General features: G+C 64.3%; 20 protein-coding genes. 9 read left to right on the top strand and 11 right to left on the bottom strand.

Annotated elements, in window-relative coordinates; genetic code table 11:
• The 6 genes from Q1W26_RS10350 (at position 1) to Q1W26_RS10325 (ending at position 5592) form a co-directional block, all read left to right on the top strand.
• On the top strand, positions 1 to 915 hold the full coding sequence (locus Q1W26_RS10350; protein WP_300439443.1) for a D-alanine--D-alanine ligase: 915 nt from the start codon (positions 1 to 3) through the stop codon (positions 913 to 915).
• Positions 908 to 1786: a cell division protein FtsQ/DivIB gene (locus Q1W26_RS10345; protein ID WP_300439440.1), complete on the top strand. Its 879-nt coding sequence runs from the start codon at positions 908 to 910 to the stop codon at positions 1784 to 1786. The genes Q1W26_RS10350 and Q1W26_RS10345 overlap by 8 nt, the downstream gene beginning before the upstream one ends.
• Entirely contained in the window at positions 1786 to 3015 is a 1230-nt protein-coding gene (gene ftsA, locus Q1W26_RS10340) for a cell division protein FtsA (protein WP_300439437.1), read from the top strand. The genes Q1W26_RS10345 and ftsA overlap by 1 nt, the downstream gene beginning before the upstream one ends.
• Positions 3016 to 3166: 151 nt before the next feature.
• Positions 3167 to 4306, top strand: coding sequence for a cell division protein FtsZ (ftsZ, locus tag Q1W26_RS10335; protein WP_300439434.1), 1140 nt, complete (start codon positions 3167 to 3169; stop codon positions 4304 to 4306).
• A 169-nt stretch (positions 4307 to 4475) separates the two neighbouring features.
• A complete protein-coding gene (gene lpxC / locus Q1W26_RS10330) occupies positions 4476 to 5393 on the top strand; it encodes a UDP-3-O-acyl-N-acetylglucosamine deacetylase (protein WP_300439431.1) in 918 nt (305 codons plus the stop codon).
• A 10-nt stretch (positions 5394 to 5403) separates the two neighbouring features.
• Complete coding sequence (locus Q1W26_RS10325) at positions 5404 to 5592, top strand: hypothetical protein (RefSeq protein WP_300439428.1); 189 nt, start codon at positions 5404 to 5406, stop codon at positions 5590 to 5592.
• On the opposite strand, the gene Q1W26_RS10320 is transcribed toward Q1W26_RS10325, so the two are convergent.
• Positions 5589 to 6020 carry a DciA family protein gene (locus tag Q1W26_RS10320; RefSeq protein WP_300439425.1) on the bottom strand — a complete coding sequence of 144 codons (432 nt, stop codon included), beginning with the start codon at positions 6018 to 6020 and terminating at the stop codon, positions 5589 to 5591. The two genes, Q1W26_RS10325 and Q1W26_RS10320, sit on opposite strands and share 4 nt — an antisense overlap.
• A gap of 146 nt (positions 6021 to 6166) precedes the next feature.
• Between Q1W26_RS10320 and secA the strand changes: the two genes are divergently transcribed.
• The 3 genes from secA (at position 6167) to argJ (ending at position 11797) form a co-directional block, all read left to right on the top strand.
• On the top strand, positions 6167 to 8893 hold the full coding sequence (gene secA, locus Q1W26_RS10315; protein WP_300439423.1) for a preprotein translocase subunit SecA: 2727 nt from the start codon (positions 6167 to 6169) through the stop codon (positions 8891 to 8893).
• 120 nt (positions 8894 to 9013) lie between these two features.
• Positions 9014 to 10444: an HDOD domain-containing protein gene (locus Q1W26_RS10310; protein ID WP_300439421.1), complete on the top strand. Its 1431-nt coding sequence runs from the start codon at positions 9014 to 9016 to the stop codon at positions 10442 to 10444.
• A gap of 114 nt (positions 10445 to 10558) precedes the next feature.
• Positions 10559 to 11797 carry a bifunctional glutamate N-acetyltransferase/amino-acid acetyltransferase ArgJ gene (argJ, locus tag Q1W26_RS10305; RefSeq protein ID WP_300439419.1) on the top strand — a complete coding sequence of 413 codons (1239 nt, stop codon included), beginning with the start codon at positions 10559 to 10561 and terminating at the stop codon, positions 11795 to 11797.
• 19 nt (positions 11798 to 11816) lie between these two features.
• On the opposite strand, the gene Q1W26_RS10300 is transcribed toward argJ, so the two are convergent.
• The 10 genes from Q1W26_RS10300 to mshL all read right to left on the bottom strand — a co-directional run bounded on the left by Q1W26_RS10300 (position 11817) and on the right by mshL (position 23760).
• On the bottom strand, positions 11817 to 13025 hold the full coding sequence (locus Q1W26_RS10300; RefSeq protein ID WP_366143663.1) for an ABC transporter permease: 1209 nt from the start codon (positions 13023 to 13025) through the stop codon (positions 11817 to 11819).
• Between the two features lie 19 nt (positions 13026 to 13044).
• Entirely contained in the window at positions 13045 to 14280 is a 1236-nt protein-coding gene (locus Q1W26_RS10295) for an FtsX-like permease family protein (RefSeq protein WP_300439416.1), read from the bottom strand.
• Between the two features lie 315 nt (positions 14281 to 14595).
• A complete protein-coding gene (locus tag Q1W26_RS10290; RefSeq protein WP_300439414.1) occupies positions 14596 to 15411 on the bottom strand; it encodes a PEP-CTERM sorting domain-containing protein in 816 nt (271 codons plus the stop codon).
• Between the two features lie 42 nt (positions 15412 to 15453).
• Positions 15454 to 15657 (bottom strand): hypothetical protein, encoded by a 204-nt coding sequence (locus Q1W26_RS10285; RefSeq protein ID WP_300439413.1) that lies wholly within the window; start codon positions 15655 to 15657, stop codon positions 15454 to 15456.
• An 86-nt stretch (positions 15658 to 15743) separates the two neighbouring features.
• On the bottom strand, positions 15744 to 16343 hold the full coding sequence (locus Q1W26_RS10280; protein ID WP_300439411.1) for a hypothetical protein: 600 nt from the start codon (positions 16341 to 16343) through the stop codon (positions 15744 to 15746).
• Positions 16340 to 17815 carry a hypothetical protein gene (locus tag Q1W26_RS10275; RefSeq protein WP_300439409.1) on the bottom strand — a complete coding sequence of 492 codons (1476 nt, stop codon included), beginning with the start codon at positions 17813 to 17815 and terminating at the stop codon, positions 16340 to 16342. Before Q1W26_RS10275 ends, Q1W26_RS10280 begins: the two co-directional genes overlap by 4 nt.
• Before the next feature lie 2 nt (positions 17816 to 17817).
• On the bottom strand, positions 17818 to 19020 hold the full coding sequence (locus tag Q1W26_RS10270) for a type II secretion system F family protein (RefSeq protein ID WP_300439407.1): 1203 nt from the start codon (positions 19018 to 19020) through the stop codon (positions 17818 to 17820).
• The gene (locus Q1W26_RS10265) at positions 19017 to 20720 is read right to left on the bottom strand and encodes a GspE/PulE family protein (RefSeq protein ID WP_300439405.1); all 1704 of its coding nucleotides are present in this window, start codon (positions 20718 to 20720) and stop codon (positions 19017 to 19019) included. Before Q1W26_RS10265 ends, Q1W26_RS10270 begins: the two co-directional genes overlap by 4 nt.
• A complete protein-coding gene (locus Q1W26_RS10260; protein ID WP_300439403.1) occupies positions 20717 to 21880 on the bottom strand; it encodes a tetratricopeptide repeat protein in 1164 nt (387 codons plus the stop codon). The genes Q1W26_RS10265 and Q1W26_RS10260 overlap by 4 nt, the downstream gene beginning before the upstream one ends.
• Positions 21877 to 23760: a pilus (MSHA type) biogenesis protein MshL gene (gene mshL / locus Q1W26_RS10255; RefSeq protein ID WP_300439401.1), complete on the bottom strand. Its 1884-nt coding sequence runs from the start codon at positions 23758 to 23760 to the stop codon at positions 21877 to 21879. The genes Q1W26_RS10260 and mshL overlap by 4 nt, the downstream gene beginning before the upstream one ends.
• Between the last annotated feature and the right edge of the window lie 213 nt (positions 23761 to 23973).

Genomic DNA, 23973 nt, shown 5'->3' with positions numbered 1-23973 from the left:
GTGAGCGGTCGATTCGGAAAAGTGGCGGTGCTGCTGGGCGGCACCTCCGCCGAGCGCGAGATTTCCCTGATGTCGGGCGGTGCGGTGCTGGCTGCCCTGCAGGGCGCCGGCGTGGATGCCCACGCCTTCGATCCCGCCGAGCGGGATCTGCACATCCTGAAAGAGGAAGGTTTTGACCGCGCGTTCATCGCGTTGCACGGCCGTGGCGGCGAGGACGGCACGGTGCAGGGTGCGCTCGAGCTGATGGGCATTCCCTATACCGGCAGCGGCGTGATGGCATCCGCCATCGCGATGGACAAATGGCGTACCAAGCTGGTCTGGATGGCCTCCGGCCTGCCGACACCGCGCTTCGCGATCCTCGACGAGCAGACCGACTGGGACGCCGTGGCCGCCGATCTCGGTCTGCCGATCTTCGTAAAGCCGGTGCATGAAGGCTCCAGCATGGGAGCCACCAAGGTGACCGAGGCCAGCCAGTTGAAGGGTGCCTGGGAGCTGGCGTCCAGATTCGATTCCCTGGTGCTGGCCGAAGAGTTCGTCACCGGCCAGGAACTCACCGCGCCCTTCCTGGGCGAGCGGGCCTTGCCGCTGGTGCGCATCGTTGCTCCGGGTGGCAACTACGATTACCAGAACAAGTACTTCACCGACGACACCCAGTATTACTGCCCGAGCGGCCTGCCGGAGGCCCTCGAAAAGGACATCCAGGCCGCCATCGTGCGCTGCGCGAAGGTTCTGGGGTGCCGCGGCTGGGGTCGCGCCGACCTGATCCTGAAGGGCGACGGCAGCTTCACCCTGCTTGAAATCAACACCGCTCCGGGCATGACCAACCACTCGCTGGTGCCCATGTCGGCCCGGGTTTCGGGGCTGTCCTTCGAAGCCCTGTGCCTGGAAATTCTTGCCGGAGCGCGCCTTGGCTGACGAACGCACCGCTTCCAACGTACCGCTCGAGGCCGGCGCCAAGCCCGCCCAGGGCAAGCGTGCGCGCGCTGCGCGCCCGGCTGCGGTGCGCGAAGGAAGTGGCAACGGGCTGTGGGATCGTCCCCAGCTCCTCAATCTCATTGCCGACACCCTGATGGTGGTCGGTGCCGCCGGCCTCGGCTATGCCGCGGTGGCCGCCCTGTCCCGCCTGCCGGTCTATCCGCTGCGCGAAGTGGTGGTCACCACGCCGCTGGCCCAGGTCACCACGGCCCAGCTCGAGTACGCGGCACGCTCGTCGCTGCGCGGAAATTTCTTTACCGTGGATCTGGACGACGTGCGCGGAGCCTTCGAGAAGCTGCCCTGGGTGCGTCGCGCCGACGTGCGCCGGCGTTGGCCGGGCGGCATCGAGGTGCGCCTCGAGGAACACGTTGCTTCGGCCTACTGGCGTGTCGGTGAAACCGGCGACATGCGCCTGGTTAACCGCTACGGCGAAGTCTTCAGCGCTGCCAGCAACGCAAAAATGCCGGTCTTCAGCGGGCCGGAAGGCTCGTCCGGCGTGTTGCTGGCCAAGTTCGACGAGTTCTCCGGCAAGCTCGGGCCGCTCGGCAAGCAGCTGGTCGGCGTGTCCCTGTCGGCGCGCGAGGCCTGGCAGCTCAAAATGGAAGACGGCCTGACCATCGAGTTGGGCCATGACCAGGGCAAGGCGCCCATTGACGAGCGCCTGGCGCGCTTCGTGGGGTATTACCCGAAAGCCAGGGCGCAACTGAACATGAACGTGGCGGTGGTCGATCTCCGCTACCCCAGTGGTTTTGCCCTCCGGCCGATTCAAGTTGAGCCGTCGGGCAAGCAAGAGAGCAAAAAAGGGAAGTGATGAGTAAAGAATACAAGGAACTGATCGTCGGCCTCGACATCGGCACCTCCAAGATCACCTGCGTGGTGGCCGAGCTCAAGCCCGACGGCCGCATGGTCGTCGTGGGGCTTGGCTCGCAGCCTTCGTCGGGCCTCAAAAAGGGCGTGGTGGTCAACATCGAAGCCACTGTCGATGCCATTTCCCGGGTCATCCAGGAAGTGGAGCTGATGGCCGAGTGCAAGATTCGTGATGTTTACACCGGCATCGCCGGCAGCCACATCCGCAGCTTCAACTCCAACGGCATGGTGGCGATCAAGGACAAGGAAGTCTCGCCGATGGATGTCGAGCGGGTCATCGAAACCGCCCGTGCGATGCCCTTGCCGGCCGATCAGCAGATCCTGCACATCCTCACCCAGGAATTCGTCATCGACGGCCAGGACGGCGTGCGTGAGCCGATCGGCATGAGCGGCGTGCGTCTCGAGGTCAAGGTGCACATCGTTACCGGCGCCGTGTCGGCCGCCCAGAACATCGTCAAGTGCGTGCGCCGCTGCGGCCTCGAAGTGCTCGACCTGGTCCTGCAGCCGCTGGCGTCCAGCTACGCCACCCTCTCCGAGGACGAGAAGGAGCTCGGCGTCTGTCTCGTCGATATCGGTGGCGGCACCACCGACCTCGCCGTGTTCACCCAGGGCGCGATCCGCCATACCGCGGTGATTCCAATTGCCGGCGACCAGGTGACCAACGACATCGCCGTGGCCCTGCGCACGCCGACCGCCGACGCCGAGGAGATCAAGATCCGTCACGGTGTTGCGATGCACACCCTGGCCGACGCCTCCGAAATGATCGAAGTGCCCGGTGTGGGCGATCGCCCGCCGCGCAAGTTGTCCCGCCAGGCTCTGGCCGATGTGATCGAGCCGCGTGTCTGCGAACTCTACGAGCTGGTCCAGGCCGAACTGCGCCGCAGCGGCTACGAGGAGCTGTTGTCTTCCGGCATCGTGCTGTCGGGCGGCGCCGCGGTCATGCAGGGCATGGTGGAGCTGGGCGAAGAGGTTTTCCACATGCCAGTGCGCATCGGCTACCCGCGCTACGACGGCGCGCTGGCCGACGTGGTCTGCGAACCGCGCTACGCCAACGCAATGGGTCTCGTGATGGAAGGCGCGGCCCAGAAACGGCGCGGCCTTCAGGCCCGCCAGACGCGCAATGTAGGGCAGGTTTTTTCAAGAGTGCGCTCTTGGTTCGAACGTAATTTTTAAAGGTGGAGGAGATCCGCTCTGCGGATTGAATTCAAATGAATAACGATGTGTGACACCCCCTTATTTAGTTGTAAAATTTGCGGTTCCCACTAAATAAGCAATCGGTTGCTCATCGGCAATGTCAGTGCAGTTTCTCTTGGAGGCGAGGTAAATGTTTGAAATTGTTGAAAAGGCATCCGGCGGCACCAATATCAAGGTGATCGGTGTCGGTGGTGCAGGCGGCAACGCCGTGGACCACATGATCCGCGAAGGCGTGCAAGGGGTGGATTTCATCACGGCCAATACGGACGCCCAGGCACTTTCCCGCTGCCTGTCGCCGGCCAAGGTACAGCTTGGCAAGACCGGCCTTGGCGCAGGCTCCAAGCCCGAAGCCGGTCGTGCTGCGGCGCAGGAATCCCGTGACGCCATTGCGGCGGCCCTGGAAGGCGCCCACATGTGCTTCATCACCGCCGGCATGGGCGGTGGCACGGGAACCGGTGCTGCGCCGGTCGTGGCCGAGATCGCCAAGGAAATGGGCATCCTGACCGTTGCCGTGGTCACCAAGCCCTTCGACTTCGAGAACCGCATCCGCGTCGCCGAAAGCGGCGTTGAAGAGCTCTCCAAGCAGGTCGACTCCCTGATCGTGGTGCTCAACGACAAGCTGCTCGAAGTGTACGGCGACGATGCCGGCTTCGAGGACTGCTTCCGTTCGGCCGACAACGTGCTGACCAGTGCCGTGGGTGGCATTGCCGAAATCATCAACGTTCCCGGCCTCGTTAACGTGGACTTCCAGGACGTGCGCACCGCGATGGCCGAAATGGGCCGTGCGATGATGGGTTCCGCCCAGGCTTCCGGCCTCGATCGTGCCCGCATTGCCGCCGAACAGGCTGCCGTGTCGCCGCTGCTCGAAGGTACCGAGCTGTCCGGCGCCCGCTGCGTGCTCGTCAACATCACGGCTAGCCGCTCGCTGAAAATGGCCGAAGTGCGTGATGCCGTGAAGACGGTGCAGGCCTTTGCCGCCAAGGAAGCCTTCGTCAAGTACGGCACTGTTTTCGACGAAAACATGGAAGACCGCATCCGCGTGACCGTCGTGGCCACCGGCCTCGGCGCAGTGCGTGCTGCTGCCATGCCCCGCAAGATGGAAGTGATCCGCACGGGTACCGACAACATCGGCATGGAAGTGGATTACACCAATACCGACATGCCCGCAGTGTTCCGTCGCGGCAGCACCCGCACCACCGTCGAAGCCATGAGCGCCAACGGAATGTCCACGCTGGATATTCCGGCCTTCCTGCGCAAGCAGGCGGACTGACCGCTCCGGGCCGCTTCGGTGGCTCGCAGGAACGCGCAGCGGGAGGTTGCCTCCGTCCGCTGCGCGTTTTGTTTTGCAGGGCGATACGGCATGTTCGGGGAAGTTGCTTGTTGCAGTGCAGCAAGTGGCCTGTGTTAAAATTTCATGAATTGAATGCGGATTCCCGATCATGCTCAAGCAGCGCACCCTGAAAACGGTTGTTACCGCCACTGGTGTCGGTCTTCACAGCGGCAACAAGGTCACTTTGACCCTGCGTCCTGCCGCGCCCGATACGGGAATCGTCTTCCATCGCGTGGATCTCGAGCCGGTCGTCGACCTGCCCGCGGATCCGTACGCAGTCTGTGACACCCGGATGTGCTCGGGGCTGCAGCGGGACGGTGCGAAGGTCAACACCGTCGAACACCTGATGTCGGCCCTTGCCGGGCTGGGCGTCGATAACGCCCACATCGACGTCGATGCAGCCGAGATTCCCATTCTCGACGGCAGTGCCGGCCCCTTTGTGTTCCTGATCCAGTCCGCAGGTATTGAAGAGCAAAAGGCACCCAAGCGTTTCCTGCGCGTGCTCAAGCCCGTTGAGTACGTCGAAGGCGACAAGTGGGTGCGCCTCACGCCTTACGACGGCTTCAAATTGAGCTTTTCGATCCTCTTCAACCATCCTGCCATCGATAGCACCGGTACTTCGGTAACCGTCGATTTTGCCGAGCATTCGTACACGCGCGAAGTGGCGCGGGCGCGCACCTTCGGTTTCATGCAGGACGTGGAGTTCATGCGCGCCAACGGCCTCGGCCTTGGCGGCAGTCTTGATAACGCCATCGTGATGGACGAATACCGGGTGCTCAATGCCGACGGCCTGCGTTATGCCGACGAGTTCGTGAAGCACAAGGTTCTCGACGCCATCGGCGACCTCTATCTGGCCGGCCATCCGCTGCTGGCGGCCTACAGCGCCTACAAGGCGGGTCACGCGCTCAACAACCAGATCCTGCGCGTGCTGCTCGAAGACCGTACGGCCTGGGAGATCGTGACTTTCGAAGAAGACGCGACCACGCCTCCGGCTGTCGCCCGGCTGTTCGACCTGGCTCTCAACTGAAGCCGGCGCCGTGCTCCTTCTGCGTCTGCTCGCCGTGCTTGCGGGCATCGGAATCGCCGGTTCGGTCTTCGCCTACTTCTTTACCCGCGATGCGCGCTACCTGGCGCTGGCATGGCGCCTCTTCCGCTATACGCTGATCATCGCGCTGGTGTTCTTCGCGCTGCTGATCGTCGAGCGGGTGCTCGTCCCGTTTGTCTAGCCCGCGCTTTTCACGAAGCGTTTGAGGGCCTTGGCCAGGGGTGAGTCGTCCGGCAGGCTCGCCGCCAGTTTTTCCAGTCCCGTGCGGGTGGTTTCGCTGACGTGCCGATCCGGTGCGGGTGGCGCCGGCGGACGGTATTCGCGTAAGGCCACCTTTATCTTGATATCCCTCAGCAGCACGCCTTCGCGTGCGAAGTCGACCAGCAGGCTGGGTACGGCCTGACGCAGCTTTACGGCGAGCCCGGCGCTATCCACGTGGATCACCAGCTCGTCGCCCTTCAGGTTTGCAACCTTGCTGGCGCGGGCCATGTAATCCGGCAGCAGCTCAGCAAGCTGGCGCTGGAGGCGCAGCAGGCGGCCGGCGTGGGCCTGGAGGCGGGCGAGGCTGTCGCCACCCCGAAGGTAATTGTTGATGGAGGTCGTGGCCATCTGGGCTTGGTTTCTGAAGAAGCGCCCCCATCGTAGGGAGATCCTCCGGAACGGACAAGTGTGGCGGTCGCCTTGTCCTGCGTCACGGTCGCTTTGAGGCGACATGATAGAATCCGCTCTTTGCCGCGTTTTTCCTTCCAAATCAAATGATCGCAGGCCTTCTCAAGAAAATTTTCGGCAGCCGCAATGACCGGCTGATTCGCCAGTACAGCCAGACAGTGCGCGCAATCAACGCACTTGAGCCGAAGATTCAGGCCTTGTCCGATGAAGAGCTGCGCGGCAAGACAGCCGAATTTCGTGAGCGCATCGCCAAGGGCGAAGCCCTCGAAGCCCTGCTGCCTGAAGCCTTTGCGGTGGTCCGCGAAGCCGGCAAGCGGGTGCACGGCATGCGCCACTTCGACATGCAGATGGTGGGCGGTATGGTGCTGCACGACGGCAAGATCGCCGAAATGCGGACCGGCGAGGGCAAGACCCTCACCGCCACGCTGCCGGTCTACCTCAATGCGCTGTCCGGCAAGGGCGTGCATGTCATCACCGTCAACGACTACCTGGCCAGTCGCGACTCGGACTGGATGGGGCGCATCTACAGCTTTCTCGGGCTGACCGTGGGCTGCAACCTGTCGCAGATGCCCCATGAGGCCAAGAAGGCCGCGTATGCGGCGGACATCACCTACGGCACCAACAACGAGTTCGGCTTCGACTACCTGCGCGACAACATGGTCTATGAAGTCGCCGAGCGGGTGCAGCGCGGTCTTCATTACGCCATCGTCGACGAAGTGGACTCCATCCTCATCGATGAAGCCCGTACGCCGCTGATCATCTCCGGTCAGGCCGAGGATCACACCGAACTCTACCTGCGCATGAACGCGGTGCCCGCGCTGCTCAGTCGCCAGGAAGGCGAGGGCGAGAACATCACCCAGCCCGGCGACTACACCGTCGACCTGAAGGCACACTCGGTGCTGCTCACCGAGCAGGGCCACGAGCACGCCGAAGAGATCCTCGCCAACCTGGGCCTGCTGGGCGAGGGCGCGAGCCTCTACGATCCGGGCAATATCCTGCTGATCCACCACCTTTACGCGGCGCTGCGTGCCCATGCGCTGTACCACAAGGATCAGCATTACGTGGTGCAGAACGGCGAAGTGGTCATCGTCGATGAGTTCACCGGCCGCCTGATGTCCGGCCGCCGCTGGTCCGAAGGCCTGCATCAGGCCGTCGAGGCCAAGGAAGGCGTCAAGATCCAGGCCGAGAACCAGACCCTCGCTTCGATCACCTTCCAGAACTACTTCCGCATGTACGGCAAGCTCTCGGGCATGACCGGTACGGCCGATACGGAAGCCTACGAATTCCACCAGATCTACGCGCTCGAAACCGTCGTGGTGCCCACCTCCCGTCCGATGGTCCGCAAGGACCAGAACGACAAGGTGTACCGCACGATGAAGGAAAAGCACGATGCGATCACCGCCGACATCAAGGATTGCGTCGAGCGCGGTCAGCCGGTGCTGGTCGGCACCACCTCGATCGAGAACTCCGAACTGCTGTCGGACATGTTGACCCGCGCCAAGCTGCCGCACAACGTGCTCAACGCCAAGCAGCATGCCCGCGAGGCCGAAATCGTCGCGGAAGCCGGCCGTCCCGGCGTGATCACCATCGCCACCAACATGGCTGGCCGCGGTACGGACATCGTGCTCGGCGGCAACGTCGAAAAGCCGGTGTCGCTGATCCGTGAGGACGAATCCCTGTCGGATGCCGAGAAGGATGTCCGCATCGCCGCCCTGCGCGACGAATGGAAGCTGCGCCACGAGCAGGTGCTCAAGGCCGGCGGCCTCAAGATCATCGGCACCGAGCGTCACGAATCCCGCCGTATCGACAACCAGTTGCGCGGCCGCTCCGGCCGTCAGGGCGACCCGGGCGAGAGCCGTTTTTACCTGTCGCTCGAAGATCCGCTGATGAAGATCTTTGCCGGCGAGCGCCTCAACGCGATCATGGTTCGCCTGAAGATGCCCGAGGGCGAGGCCATCGAAGCCGGCATGGTCACCCGCTCGCTCGAAACCGCCCAGCGCAAGGTCGAGCAGCGCAACTTCGACATGCGCAAGCAGCTGCTTGAGTACGACGACGTTTCCAACGACCAGCGCAAGGTGATCTACCAGCAGCGCAACGAACTGCTCGAGACGAGCGACATCACCGAAACCATCACGGCGATGCGTGAGGGCGTTCTCCACGACCTGTTCCGTATCTACGTGCCGATCGATTCGGTCGAAGAACAGTGGGATATTCCGGGCCTCGAGCTGGCGCTGGAGTCTGACTACCAGATCAAGCTGCCGGTCGGCGAGTGGATCAAGGCCGAGCCGACCATCGGCGACGGGGATATCCTGCAGCGTCTCCTCGATGCGGGCGCCCAGGCTTATGCCGACAAGATCGCGCTGGTCGACGCCAACGCCTGGCACGGTTTCGAGCGCAACGTGATGTTGCAGAGCCTCGATACCCACTGGCGCGAGCATCTGTCGGCCCTCGACCACCTGCGCCAGGGCATTCACCTGCGCGGCTACGCCCAGAAGAATCCCAAGCAGGAATACAAGCGCGAAGCCTTCGAGCTTTTCGAAAGCCTGCTGCAGATTGTTCGCACCGAAGTCACCAAGCTGCTGATGACCGTCCAGATTCGTTCCGAAGCCCAGCTCGAAGAAGCCGAGGCGCCGCCCGAACTGGAAAACGTCCAGTACCACCACGCCGACTACGACGAAGCACTCGCTACCGCCAATCCCACCCGTGACGCCGCCCAGCCGGATGTCAATCTGGCGCCCAAGGCGGGCCGCAACGATCCTTGCCCCTGCGGCTCGGGCAAGAAGTACAAGCACTGCCACGGCAAGCTGTCCTGAGGCTGCGCAGCAAACCTGTTGATTCCGTTCAGGCGCATGAAGCCCGCTGTTGCGGGTTTCATGCGTTAACGCTGCCTCAAGCTGCAACGTCCCCTGCCGTTATCGGCGAGAGGTGATTGAATGAGTGCAACTCCCCAAGTGCAGGACCTTTCTGGCTGGATCGCCCGTATCCGCGGGCAGGAAATGCCTGTTTTCGCCCGTACGGTCGAAGGCCTGCACCGAATCATCGGCGACGAGCGGGCGTCGGCGTCAGCGCTGGCGCAGGTGATTCTGAAGGATGCGCCAATGACCACCAAGGTGCTGCGGCTTGCCAACAGCGCCTTTTTCAACCAGTCCCACCAGACCGTGAGCACGGTCTCCCGGGCCATTGTGGTGCTTGGCTTCAATCCGGTCGCCCAGCTGGCCTTGTCTGTTTCGCTGATCGATTCCCTGCTGGGTGGCGGCGTGCGCAGCCGCATCCACGCCGAGATGGCTCGCAGCTTCCATGCCGCGGTGCACGCGCGCTGGGCGATCCGCCGGCGTGGCGAGCAGCAGGGCGAAGAGGTTTTCATCGCGGCTCTGTTGTCCCGGGTTGGTGAAATGGCTTTCTGGTGCTTTGGCGGTGAGCAGGCGCAGGCGCTTGATCGCTGTCTGAGCCAGGGGAACATGCGCGAGGAGGAGGCTCAGCAGGTCGTGCTCGGTTTTCCGTTGCGGCATCTTTCCAGTGGGCTGGTGCGCGAATGGAAGCTGGGCTCGCTTGCCGCGGCGGCCCTCGAAGGCGATGTGCGCAGTCGCGGGCCGGAGCGGGCCGTGGTCATGGGCCACCGGCTGGCCCGTGCCGCCGAGGAGGGCTGGGATTCTCAAGCTGCCCGCCGGGTTCTGCGCGAAACGGCCGATTATCTGGATCTGCCGCTGAGCATCATCCACGCCGAAGTGCTGGCGAATGCCGGCGAGGCTGCGCGCATTGCAGCTTCCTTCGGGGCCTCAGAGGCGGCGCAGATCATTCCCCGGAGCCGCATTCCGCTGCAGCCCGAGACGAATGTGCCCGCCCAGCCGCCCGCTCCCGACTCGTCACTCCAGCTGCGTATCCTGCAGGATCTCGCGGCAATGACCCTCGATCGCTCTCCGCTGGCCGACATCCTGCAACTGGTTGTCGAAGGCGTGTTCCGTGGCGTCGGTTGTGATCGTGTGCTGGTCGCGCTGCTCACTCCTGACCGCCTGCACCTGCACGGCAAGATCGCGCTGGGGGCCGGTGCGGAGGCGTTGTGCGGGCGCTTCGCCTTCTCGATGGATGGGGACCCTGATGATGTCGTCGATGCGGCCATCGACAGCGGGCAGGGCTGCTGGATCAACGCCGCCCGCGTCGAGAAACCGGGAACCGAGCGTCTGCAGCAGGTGACCGCCTGCGACGAGGCCTTTCTGGTGCCCTTTGGTTCGGCGACGAGGCGTATTGGCGTGCTTTATGCCGATCGCAACGGTCGGGCTCTCGAGGAGGAAAGCTGGCGCGCGGTTCAGCATTTTGCGCTGCAGGCCAGTCTGGCAGTGGCTCTGAGCGCCGCCGAATCCGCGTGAGGCATCTCCCGGCCTGATTCCGGCCAGGATAAGGCGGTGCGGGTGCGCCGGTAAGGTCTCCCGGATTATCATGGCGGTCTTTGCCGTTCCGGCGCCCGTTACTGGAGTCCAGCCATGCCCGTTCTGCTTTCCCCCCCCGAAGCCGCAGCCCTGTTGCCCGTTCCCGGTGTTCGCCTTGGTGTCACCGAGGCGGGTGTCCGCAAAGTCAATCGCAAGGATCTGACCCTGATCGAACTGGCGCCGGGTTCCCGAGTGGCAGGGGTTTTCACGCAGAACCGTTTCTGCGCCGCTCCGGTGCAGGTGTGCAAGGCCAACCTTCCCGCCGGCGGCATTCGCGCCCTGGTCATCAATACCGGCGTTGCCAACGCGGGTACCGGCGAACCCGGCTTGGCCGCCGCCCGCGCGACCTGTGAAGCGGTTGCCGGCCAGCTGGGTATTGCTGCCAGCCAGGTGCTGCCCTTTTCCACGGGTGTGATTCTCGAACCGCTGCCGGTCGAGCGTCTGGTTGCAGGTCTGCCGGGCGCGAAAGCGGCTTTGAAGGCCGATGGCTGGTTCGATGCCGCCCACGGCATCATGACCACCGACACGGTGGCCAAAGCGACTTCCCGCCAGGTGCAGATCGGCGGCAAGACGGTCACCCTCACCGGCATTTCCAAGGGCGCCGGCATGATCAAGCCGAACATGGCGACGATGCTGGGTTTCCTGGCCACCGACGCCGATGTCGCCCAGCCGGTGCTCGATGCCCTGCTGAAGGAAGTGGCCGATCTGTCGTTCAACAGCATCACCGTCGACGGCGACACCTCCACCAACGACAGCTATATCCTGATTGCCACCGGCCAGGCCGGCAATGCCACCCTTGCCGACACCGCGTCGGCGGATTATGCGGCGTTTCGCGCTGCGGTGCTGGAAGTGTCGATCTGGCTCGCCCAGGCCATTGTCCGTGATGGCGAGGGGGCCACTAAATTCATTACGCTGCAGATTGAAGGTGGCGCCAGCCGGGAGGAGTGTCGCAAGGTCGGCTATGCGATCGGCCACTCGCCGCTGGTGAAGACGGCCTTCTTCGCCTCCGATCCCAACCTTGGGCGCATCCTGGCCGCGATCGGTTATGCCGGTATCGACGATCTGGATGTATCGCAACTGCGGGTGTGGCTTGCCAGCAATGGCGAGGAGGTGCTGGTCGCCGAGAAGGGCGGGCGGGCCGAAAGCTATCGCGAGGAAGCGGGTTCCCGCGTGATGCAGGCCGCGGAAATCACCGTCCGCGTTGACCTGGCCCGCGGCAATGCGGCGGCAACCCTGTGGAGCTGCGACTTCTCGTACGATTACGTGAAGATCAACGCCGACTACCGCTCGTAGTCACTGAGGCGGCCTTGCGTCAGATGTTCTGGCGCAGGGCGTCCACCACCGGCATGCGGGTGACCTTGAAGGCGGGCACGATCGAGGCCAGCACGGTGCCGACGAATCCCACGAGCCCCGAGGTCAGCAGGTTGAAGGGAACGATCCGGATGTAGGCGGTGTAGCCCAGGTTTGCGTTGGGGGGCGGGGGCATCGGAATGCCAATGGCAGAGATTGCAAGTGCCGCCACGACGCCGAGCAGCATGCCGAGCAGCGCCCCGGCCAGGCCGATGATCGCGCTCTCGGTGATGATCAGCCGGACGAGGTCGCCCGAGCGGTTGCCGAGGGCCTGCATCGTGCCGAATTCTCCCTGGCGCTCGAAGACGCTCATGTTCACGCTGTTGGCCACCGACAGCAGCACCATCAGCAGGATGATCATCTGCAGCACGCCGAACTGCCGGTCGTAGAGCTGCACGGCCTTGTCGTAGAAGTCCGACAGGCTGCTCCAGCTGCGCAGATCCAGCGGGCCGCCCTGCAACTCGCCTGTCAGCCGGGCGACGACCTTACTGGTGTCTTCCGTCTTGTGCAGGGCCAGGACCATCAGGTTGGCCCCCTTGGTGACCAGCAACTCCTGGGCGGACGGCAGGGGGATGCGGACGGCGCGGGAATCGAAGTCTTTCGAGAAGCTCTGGAATACCCCGATCACCTCGAAATCGAGGGTGTTCATGGCGCCTTCCGCGGCGGTCATCACCAGGGTGACCCGGTCGCCGGGCTTCAGACCCAGGGTTTTGGCCACGCCGTCGCCGAGCAGGATGCCATCGCGGTCCTTGTTCGTCAGCTGGCGGCCAGCGGTAATGGTGATGAAACTGCCCAGCTTCACTTCCTTGTCGGGCTCGATGCCTTCCCCGATGATGGCCAGGTCGCGCTTGCCGTTGTTCAGAAGACCGGAGAAATAAAGCCTGCTCATCACTGATTCGACTTCCTCGTGCCGGGCCAGCTGGACGGCGAGCTTTTCCGGCTCGTCGATCAGGAAACGCTCCGGGGAGCGGGTGCCCTTTTCGAGGAAGTCCTTCTTGAATACCTGGATATGCCCCGTTTGCGAGTGGATGATGGCTTCGCCGAGCTGGATGAAGATGTCCTGCACGAAGCCGCCGGCCAGGATCAGGCCCATCACGCCGAAGATGATGGCGGCGAGCGTCATTCCGGTACGCACCTTTTGGCGCAGGACATTGCGGATGGCGAGTTTCATTAACATGGCGGCGCGGCTCTCAGCGCTGGTGACGCAGCGCGTCGACGATGATCATGCGGGACGCCTTCCAGGCGGGCAGGATGCTCGCCAGCAAGGTCGTGAACAGGGCCAGGCCCAGGGCTTCGAGGATGAGCCCGGGGGAAATCATGATCTGGCCGATATAGCCTCGCGCCATGCCTGGCGGCGGGGGCATCGGAATGCCGATGGCGGAGATCATGAACGCCAGGAGGGCGCCCAGCAGGATGCCGATGACGCCGCCGAACAGTCCGAGCAGCAGGCCTTCGGTGACGAACATGCGCAGAATGCCGCCGCGCCGCACGCCCAGCGCCATGATCGTGCCGATCTCGCCGGTTCGTTCGATCACCGCCATCGACAGCGTGTTGGTGATCGACAGGATGATGATCAGGGCGATGAGGATCTTGACGACACCCACCTGACGGGAAAAAAGGACGACGGTTTTGTTGTAGAAGTCGGCCAGTTCATGCCAGGCGACGAATTGGAGCTTTTGGGCGTCGGTGCGGGCGCGGGCCTGCTCGATGAAGGCGTCGGTATTTTCCGTCTTGTCGAGGAGGACGATCCAGCTCGTGGCGCCCTTGGCCTGGGAGAGCTGAAGCGCGATGGGCAGCGGAACGCGCAGGAAGGTGTCGTCGTAGGCCTTGGTGATCGTCGCGAAGATGCCCCTTACCTTGCATTCCACCGCGTTGATCGACCCGCGGGTGGTGGTGGATAGCAGGACAATCGTGTCGCCCGTCTTGACGCCCAGGTTGGCGGCGAGACCTTCGCCGAGAATGATGCCGTGTGCGTCGTCGGCGGCCAGTGGCTGTCCGGCCACGATTTGCAGGGCGCGACTGAGTTCGCCTTCCTTGGCCGGGTCGACGCCTTCTCCGGAAAAGGAGATGGTGGACTCTCCGTGGCTGATCAGGCCCGTGAAGGCCAGGCGGGGGGTGATGGTGCGGACGCCCGGGCTGTTGCTCAGGGTTTGATAGGCGGGGTCGGATGTGGACAGCAGGTAGGCGTAGGGGTCGGCGAGACCTTGCTCGAAGAAGCCGGGTCGTACGATCTGCACGTGACCGAGCTGGGAGTGGATCGTGGACTCCCGCATGTCTTTGAGAATCCACTGGATGAAGCCGCCGGCAAGCAGGAAGGCGACGATTCCTCCGACGATGGTGACGAGCGCAAAAAGCGCGCGCCGCCGCTGCCTCACGACGTTGCGGAATGCCTGGGTGAAATCCCGACGGTAAAGGTCTAGTGACATGACGTGGCCGGAGTCCTGCTCGCGGAAGGGCTGTCGATGATGGACAGGTATGGTCGCGTGGAACGGGCGCAGGGGCAAGTGTTTGTCGACGGCCCGGTTCTGAAATCCGTTGCGGGTCTGGATTTGCGTGGCAACCCGGGAGGGACGAGGGATTCTCGAAAAGAAAAATCCCCACCGAGCGGATTCCGCTGGGTGGGGATTCGAGCCACTCTCCCGATCAGGTCCGCCACTCGAAGAGCTGCGGATTCTCGGGAGTTGCGACAGTCTTCAGTGGGGCATCGATTTAAGCCGAGGCCCCGAAGAGTCTGTCGGAGCTCAGGCCTTGCGGCGACGCAGGGCGGCGAGGCCGGTCAGGCCAAGGCCAACCAGAGCCATCGAGGTGGGTTCCGGAACAGCCAGACGGAACTGGCCGTTGTTCGAAATCACGAGTTGGGTCGTGCCGTTGTTGGCGATGTTGGTGATGTCCGGGTTGAACGCGCCGTTGTACAGCGAGGTCAGGGTGGTGTTGGCGTTGGCGCTCCAGGTGGCCAGCGCGGAAGCGTTGGTGGAGGCGAAGCCGAACAGCACGCTGCTGCCGGCAGCGACGCCGACGGCCAGGTCGTCGGTCAGAGCTGCGTCTTTGAAGAAGTAGCCGGCGTCAAGGCTGGTGGCCTTGAAGACCAGGCTGATTTCGCCGTTCGGGACCAGCGAGGTGCTTTGCAGTACGCCTTGGCCTTGTTGCAGCACGAATTCACCGATCTGGTTGGCGGGGATGGCTGAGCCAGAGTAGACCTTCAGGATGCCGCCCGCATCAAAGGTGATGCCGCTGCCAGCCGTGCCGGAGCCCGTGCCGGTAAAAGTCGAAATCAGAAAAGTCGGCAGAGGCTTGTTCAGGGGGTCGCTGTCGGCCATCGTCGTTGCAAAATTGCCGGCTTCGTTGAACGTGAAGTTGGTGGCGTCGCTGAAAGAGTTGTTGATATACGCTTGTCCGTTCAGGTCAAGGTACTCGTCAACTTGCACTGCAGCGCCCGCGCCAGCAGCGCCGTCAGCGTCGATGTACCAGTTGTTGAGGAAGGCGTTGGCATTGCCGGCGGCGGCCAGGGCAGCAACGGAGGCCAGAGCGGCTACGCTTTTCTTGAAAGTCATGGTCATTGTTCAATCTCCTGTGGAAAGGGGCCACTGTAGCCCTTTCTTTTACTTAGCAATCAGCATGCCAGTTTTTGTGTTTTTTTTAGGCTGCTGATTTTTAAACAAAAAATTTCTTTTTTTAATATTCGAAGAACCGTTTTGTGAACCCATGTAAAAAAAATCGACAGATTTTGGCGTGCTCAAAATGGGATTCAGGCTGCGTTCGGGATGAGCCTGCCGGCAGTACCGGCAGTTGATGGAATGCGCCATACGGCTTTCATATTTTTTGCCGGGGACGGGTCTCGGCGGGGTAGTTGCTTTTGAAAGAATAGTTGAGTGCCGTGCTTTTGTAAGGTTTAGCTGCCCGGCAGGTTCAGGCTGATCCAGTCGATCTCGCAGTCGACAGTCAGTGCTGCGGTGGCGGGGCGGGAGGGGGGCTCGGTGGCGGTCGTGCGTGCGATGTGGCAATGACGGGGCAGAAAGAGGCCGGAGGCGCTACGTGTGGGGTGTTCCAGAAAAGCGAGCAACTGGCCTTCATGGGCGACTTCGCCACGCAGCCGAAGGGTGGTGGCGACCAGTGCTGTGGGCAGGGTGTCGGGCTCGGTGCGGGAGTAAGGCTTGAGCGGGCTGATTTCCCAGTCCAGTTTTTCCAGTTTGTAGCTGCTCTTGCGAGCCTGCATGTAGTTTTGCCAGGCATGGCGGTCTGGCGGGGCGAGAAAACCGGCGCTGCGCAGGATGTTGAGTTGGTGCAGGGTGCGGCGGGTTGTTGCGTCGGTTTCGAGTGCTTCCTGGTGGCGTGTATGGGTTTGGGTGAGTCGGGCGCGTTGCTGATGCAGCATGGTTTCGGCAGCAAGCCGCCCGGCGTGGCTCCAGTAAACAAGGACGGCACTGCCGACCAGGCTGATGGCGCCGGCAATCAGCGGAAGGCGCAGGCGGCCAGAGTCGGGGAGTTTCATGGTGTGGGGGGCCGGAGCGTTGCGCGTACGTTCAGCCGGCTGGCTTCGGGCGTTGCCGCTGTGCTGGGCGAGCGCAGGATCTGGTCGCTGTCGGGGCTGGCCGGCATCTGTTCATCATTGAGCGCTGCGCCTGGCAGTTGGCGCAGGGCGTCGAGGAAGCGGCTGGCAGTGGGCTCCGATCCGGACGGCAGGATGACTTCGAGGCTGATGTGCTGCAGTGGGGCTGCCGTCGAGGGGCTGGGGACTGACCAGTCGATCTGCAGGAGTTCAAGGCCAGGCTGCCTGTCGAGGATATTTGCCAATTGATGGAGAAAGGGCTGGGGGCCGCCGACAAAGCGCTGCAGGGTACCAAGGCTGGCGAGATCGGCCTGCAGGGTTTCCTGCGGCAGCGGCAGGGTTGGCGTGCTGGCGATCAGGGCGGCGATGTGGCTTTCTTCGGTGAGGCGGGCGGCGAGCATGGCCGCGGCTTGTTGATCGAGCTGCCGTGTTTCGATGACATTTTTTGCCGCAATAACAAGACTTGCAGATAGCAGTGATGCGGCGGCGATGCCGATTGCGGTGCCGACGCGGGTGAGGCGTTGCTGCAGGAGTTCGCCGCCCGGCGCGAACTGGGGCTGGCGGGGTGTTCGGGCCGCGAGGTGAAGGAGCAGCGAGAGACAGTCGGAATTGTCCGGTGGGGTTTGCAGGCCGCAGCGGGCTGCGAGTTCGGGCAGGTTGAGCGGCGTGAAACCGAGATCCGGCGAGTCGGGGCAAGCCATATGGATGGCGGCGTGCTGGTCGGGATGGGCGAGGACCAGAACGGGGGTTGCGTTGCCGCGGTCGAGGGCGCGCTGGCCGAGCAGGTATTGGGCGGTGCGCTGGACTTCGTCGCGACAGGTTTGCCAGAGGCCGGTAGTGGACGGGCCGAGGCCCGGAACGAGGCGGCTGAAACGCAGCAGGCCATGCTCGAAACACGAAATGCGCAGCCCTGCGGGGCTGCTGTGGACCAGCAGTGCCCTGGGGGGAATGGGCCTTGTCTGCCGCAGGAGGGCCGTGCCGAGGAGCGCCGCGCTGTGTACGCCGGTCAGCACGGTTTCGGTGCGACCGAGTTCGGCAAGCCAGGGGCGCAGTGCGGCCGGACGGGTGAGGGCGGCGAAGAGCAGGCGTTCGTTGCGGCTGCCGCCGGCTTCGCGGCCCAGGGAGAGTTGGGTGACGTAGGGCGTGTCGAGATGGAGCTGGGCCTGGCGGCGGGCGATCAGCTGGCTGCGGTCACGGCCGCGCAGAAAGGGCAGGGTTTCGAGGTGGAAGGCTTCGTCGGGCAGGTCGGCAACCAGGGTGCAGCGCGCCTGCGGGTGGCGGGTGAGGTGAGCCGAAAAGGCTTTGATGCCGTCGTCGTCGCTGGCAAAACGGGCGATTTCTTTCAGTGCCCCTTTGTTCCAGTTCCAGGCCTGGAGGCCGGCGTGGGTGAGATAAAGAAGATGTCGCTCGGCCATGATCAGATTTTCATCCGCGTGACGATGTCGTAGATCGGCAGCATGACTGCGCTCATCACGGCGAGCAGCAGCATGCCGAGGATGACGGTGAGGGCGGGTTCGATGCCGGCCTGGAGGCGTTCGATGGCTTCGCGCACGTCTCGCTCATAGAAATAGCTGACGTTGGCGAGGGAGGCGTCGAGGGCACCGGTGCTTTCGCCGACGCGCAGCATGCGGGTGACCAGTGGCGGGAAGAGGTTAACGGCGCCGAAGGCTTCGGAGAGCTTGAGGCCGCGCTCGATGCCGTGGCCGACGCGGGTGAGGCCTTCTTTGAGGGCGGCGTTGCCGACCACGTCTTCGGCGACGTTCAGCGCGTCGACGATGGTGATGCCGGAGCTGTACATCAGTGCGAAGAGGCCGGTGAAGCGGGCGAGGATGAGCTTCTTGCGCACGTCGCCGAGAAGCGGCAGGCGCAGCAGCGCGTCGTCGAACCAGAGCCGGAAAGCCGGCCGGCTGGCCAGGGCGTGGCGGAAGGCGATGAAGCCGAGGCCGGCTCCGCCGAGCAGCAGCCAGCCGTAGCTGCGCACGAAGCTGGACAGGCCTATCAGCAGGCGGGTTTGCAGCGGTAGCGGCTGGCCGGCGCTGTGGAACAGGCGGGCGAGTTCGGGAACCACGTGGATCAGCGCGACGCCGATGGCGGCGAGGATGACGAGGGCGACGATGGCCGGGTAGATGGCGATGCGGCGGGTGAAGGCGGCGAGTTCGTCGTCGCGCTTGAGGGCGCTTGAGATGGCGCGCAGCACGGTGGGCAGCTCACCGGCCCGTTCGCCGGCGCGGATGAGGCTGCAGAAGACGTTGTCGAAAACCTGGGGGTGGCGCTCCAGGGCCTGGGACAGTGTTTCGCCGCCTTCGATGGCGTCGACGAGGCTGGTGACGATTTCGCGGAAGTGCGGGTGCTCGATGGTGTCGCGCAGGTCGGCGAGGCTTTCGATGATGGGCACGCCGGCCTGCAGGAATTGTTCGAGGTGAAAGCAGAAGTTGATCAGCTCACGCCGCGGCAGTTGCCGTTGCCACGGGGCGTGCCGCCGGGGGGCTGGCTTGCCGTGGAGGAGTTCGAGATCCAGGCGGGAGAGGCGCAGTTCGAGCTCTGCAAGATTGCCGGCATCTAGCCGGCCGCGAACGATTCGCCCGCGCGGGTCGACGGCCCGGTAGGCGAAGGGGGTCATGGGAACATGCGGTCGGTGAGGTTGACCACCCTGCAGAGTTCTTCGAGGGAGGTTTCGCCTTCGAGGACTCGGCGGGTGCCGTCGTCGGCGAGGGGGCGGAAACCTTTCTGGATTGCGGCCTGGCGGATCTCGCGGGCGGTGCTGCGACGGGCGATGTGTTCGTCGAGATCGGGATCGATGCGAAGAAGTTCCATGATGGCGAGGCGTCCGCGGTAGCCCTGGAAGTCGCAGCGCGGGCAGCCCTTGGGCTGATGCAGCAGAGGGCGTTCGGCCGTGTCGGGCAGGGCCAGCAGGCGCAGTTCGTAATCCCTTGCGGGATGGGCTTCGCGGCACGCCGGGCAGAGCCTGCGGACGAGGCGCTGGGCGACGATGCCGATGATGTTGCCGGCGAGGATGTCGGGAAGAATGCCGATGTCGAGCAGGCGCGGAATGGCCCCGATGGCCGAGTTGGTGTGCAGTGTGGAGAAGACCTGGTGCCCGGTCATGGCGGCCTGCAGGGCCATGCGGGCCGTGTCGGCATCGCGTATTTCACCAACAAGGATGACGTCCGGATCCTGCCGCAGCATGGCGCGTACGCCGTTGGCGAAATCGAGGCGGGCGGAATCGGAAACGGCCGTTTGCCGGATCATCGGCATCGGGTACTCGACCGGATCCTCCAGCGTCATGATGTTGATGCCTTCGGCGTTGATGTGGCCGAGGATTGAATACAGCGTGGTGGTTTTGCCGCTGCCGGTGGGGCCGGTGACGAGGATCAGGCCTTCGGGGCGGGCGATCATCAGTTTGAGCAGATCGAGCTGGGGGTCGGCGAGGCCGAGCTGATCGAGGGCGACGAGGCCTTTCTGGCGGTCGAGGATCCGGAGGACGATGTTTTCGCCGTGGATGGTGGGCTGGGTGGCGACGCGGAAATCCACCGGCCGCCCGCTGACGTGGAGCGAGATGCGGCCATCCTGCGGTGCGCGGGTTTCGGCGATGTTGAGCCCCGCCATCACCTTGAGGCGTACGGCCATGGCCGGCCAGCAGGATTTATGAAGGGCGCGGATCTGGCGCAGTAGGCCGTCGATGCGGTAACGGATGCGCAGAAAGGCGGCTTCGGGTTCGAAGTGGATGTCGGAGGCGTCGCGCTTGACGGCGTCGGTGAGCAGCGCGTCGATGAGCCGGACCACCGGCTGGGCGTATTCGCCGGCGCGGCCGGAGGGGCTGCGGAGGTCGGGCTCACCGGTTTCGATTTCATGCAGGATGCCATCGATGGACAGTTCGTGGCCGTAGAGCTGGTCGATGGCGCGGGCGATGTCGGAGTCGCCGGCGAGCTGGATCTCGACTTGTGTGCCGGGTGGCAGCAGGCTGCCGAGCTGGTCGAGGGCGACGAGGTTGTCGATTTCACCGGAGGCGATGACGAGGCGCTGCCGGGCGGCGTCGTAGCTGAGCGGGATGAGCTTGAGGCGCTTGGCGACATGCTGGGGGACGAGGGCCAGGGCTTCGGCGTCGGGCAGCAGGTGGGCGAGGTCGGCGCTGGGCCGGTCTAAGGTGCGGGCGAGGGCATCGCGCAGGGTGGCTTCGGAGAGAAAGCCGAGGCGTACCAGCTGGCGGCCAAGGGCTTCGCCACTCCGGCCTTGTTCGCGCAGGGCGATGTGGAGCTGATCGGCGCTGATCAGGCCGAGTTCGAGGAGGGTTTGTCCGATGGGGATTGCGGCCGGGTTCATGGTGCGGGCTCCGGGGCCTGCAGGGTTTTCAGGCGGGTTTCGCAGTGCTCGCGGGGGAAGCGGGCGGGCTGGTGATTGGCCAGGTCCAGTGCCTTGCGGTAGTAGCTGGCGGCGGGGCGGCGCTGGCCGAGGTGGTCGAGGCTGACGGCGAGGTTGTAGGCGATGTCGGGCTCGTGGGGGGCGAGGCGGTGGGCCTGAAACCACGCTTGCTGGGCTTCGGCCCAGCGCTGCTGGTGGGCCAGTGTTTCGGCCAGGGCGAGGTGTGGGGCGGGTGCGTCGGGCTGGCTGGCGAGGTGGTTTTTCAGGCGCGTTTCGGTTTGCTGCGGATCGGAGGCTTGTAGCCGGCTGAGGCCGGCGAGGGCGACCGAGTCGTGGGGCCGGGCGAGGAGTGCGCGCCGAAAGTAGGCTTCGGCCTCGGCCGGGCGCCTGTCGCGCAGGGCGATGGCACCGAGTCCGTCCAGGGCGTCGACGTTTGCGGGGTCGGCGGCGAGGGCCTCGTGGTAAAGCGTTTGTGCGAGCTGCAGCTTGCTGATGGTGTAGGCATCGTGGGCGCGGCTTGTGAGCTGCGCCGCGGGGGCGGTGTCGGCCGTGCCGCGCTGGAAATGGACGGCTTCTTCGTGCTCGGAGGCAGGCTCGTGGATGACTGACCTGGGTTCCGGTTTTTGCGCGCGCGCCATGACCGTGGCGGGCTGGGTACTGACCGGCTGGGCGGCGGTTTCCTGTTCGGGTTCGGGGGGGAATGCTGGCGCCGGGCTGGCGGGTGGCTCCGGCACAAGGTCGGGGAGCCGGGCCGGTGCGGGGGTGGCGTGGGCAAGCGATGCGGGTTCCGGTGTCAGCCAAAGCCAGGCGGCGGAGATCAGGCCGGTGGTGAGGGCGGCGACAAGGATTGGTTGCCATGCGCGGCGTGCGGATCGGGCCGGCGGCAGGGTCGGTGCAGGGGCTTCGGGGGCGGGGCGCGGGGTTGCCGCAGTCGTCGGGTTGGCTTCGGAGGGTATCTGTTCATGCGCCGTGGAGGCGGATTGCGCGGTTTGCCGGTGTGTTGCTTCGGGGAGCGGTTCCAGTTCGATGCGAGCCAGCGAGAGGGCGGGCCTTGCCGGGGTAGTCCCGGTTTGGGGATGTCCTTCCTCGGCCTTGCGCAGGACGTCGAGCAGCAGGCTCATGGGGTGCCTGCTCCGGGGCTGGCGATCTCGCCCGCCGTGCGTGGCGGGGGAAAGTTACGGCTGCCGGGGCGGGGTGTGTCGGTGAGGAAGTTACCGGCAGGGAGTAACTGGCGCAGGTGGGGGGTGTTGGCGATGACACCAGGCTCGCGCACGACGATGGGGCGCAGGAATATGACCAGCTCGGTCTTCTGAATGGCGTTGTCCCGGTTGGTGAAGAGCTCGCCGAGCAGCGGGATGGCTCCGATGAGCGGGACGCGGCCGGTCTTGTAGTCGATGCGGTCTTCCATCAGGCCACCGAGGATGGCGGTTTCGCCGTTGCCCAGGCGCAGGATGGATTCGATCTCGCGGGTGCGGATCTGCGGCACGAGATTGGCGATGCTGGCCGGGATGTTGGGATTCGGGTCGCGCCGGAAGTCGGCGATGCTGGAGATGGTGGGGCGCACGTTGAGGATGATCTCGTCGTTCTCGCTGACCTGCGGTGTGACCGTCATGACGAGACCGACGGAAACGGCCTGGGGCGTAGTGGTGACGGTGGTCAGGGCGCCGGTGTTGGCCGTCTGGGTGGTGTCGGCCTTGACGTTGAAGTAGACATACTCTTCAACCACCTTGATCACGGCGGTCTGGTTGTTGAGCACTGACAGCTTGGGGCTGGACAGCACTTTGACCGTGCCGAAACCTTCGAGGAGCCGGATCGTCGAGTCGATGCCGCCGGCGCTGCTGTAGGCGAGGCTGAAGGGCGTGACGGCGTTGCCGGTGCTGGCGCCGAGCGCCGGGCCGGTGATGCCGAAACGGGTGCCACTATCGAGGATGCGCCGCCATTCGATGCCCTGGCGATAGGTGTCGGACAAGCCGACTTCGAGGATCGTGGCCTCGATGAGAACCTGGCGGCGGGCTGCGACCATCACTTCGTCGATGAATTCGCGCACTTTTTCGTGCTGGCGCCCGGTAGCTCGGACGGTGACGACGCCGGTCTCGCGGTTGGCGATGACGGACGCCGCTTCTCGGAAGGTGGATTTATGCACCATGGTGGTGGTGCTGTTCTGCATGGCGGCGGGGCCGGGGCTGGCCGCCAGGCCACCACCACCAGCTTGCTGCGGGACGTTGCGGCTGCGGGAGCGATTGCCTGTGCCTGCGGAGGACTGGGCGAGGCCGGCTCCTGTGCCGGTGGTGGTGGCGGTTTCGACGTTTTCGATGAGGGTTTCGCTGGAGCCTTCGGGGAGGATCTTGTCGGTTTCGCGCAGGAGGTCGCGGAGGTTTTTCTCGACCGATTCCCAGAACTGGTTGCGCGAGGTGTTTTCGATGCGGGTGGCGGAAACGTTGCCGCCGCTGACCATGCTGCTCGCCGGCAGGCCAGCGTTGCCCGAATAGGTGGTGCCGGTGCCGCTGGTTGCGATCTGGGTGTTGGTGGATACGGTGCCCGAGACGTTTCGGCTGAGGTTGACGTAATCCACGCGATAGCTGCGCAGGAAGGGACTGTCGGGCATCACCAGCAGGTTGGGGCCGTCGAATTCGTAGCGCATGTCCACTTGCCGGGCGAGGCGCGACAGGATTTGCGGCAGGGTCTGGTTGATGGCGTTGAGAGTGACCGTGCCGGTGAGGCCGGGGTGAATGTCGATGTTGATCCGGGCATCGCGGGCGAGGGCGAAGAGCAGGTCCTGGATGTTCAGGTTTGTGACGACCACGGAATACGTTTCCACCTTGGGCTCGGCTGCCGGACGTGGCAGCGGCAGGATGTCGGGCACCAGCGGCGGAATGGCTGGCGACGCCTGCACGCTTCCATCCGCGCGGATGTGGCTTGTCGACGGCGGGCTTGGCGGCAGGGATGTGCAGGCCGCGGTTGCCAGTGCCAGAGCGAGCGCCAGGTGGGGATGGAACGTCATTTGCGTAATCGTATGTCTTTTTTTACAGTTGTCGATTCTATGTCAAAAGAGTTTTTGTGTGGAGCGGACGGCATCCGGTGGAAAGCGGGGAAAGCTTGAGAATCAGCTTGGCGGGGAACTGCTGATTTACGGCTCGAAGGGTGGCAGGGCAGTGCAGCCTGCACCCGTTGCAGTACGGCGTGCACACGGGTGTAAGTCATGTGTAAGATTGAT

It is taken from the genome of Zoogloea sp. (assembly GCF_030157465.1).
GTDB lineage: Bacteria > Pseudomonadota > Gammaproteobacteria > Burkholderiales > Rhodocyclaceae > Zoogloea.
This window is presented reverse-complemented; position numbering and strand designations above follow the sequence as displayed.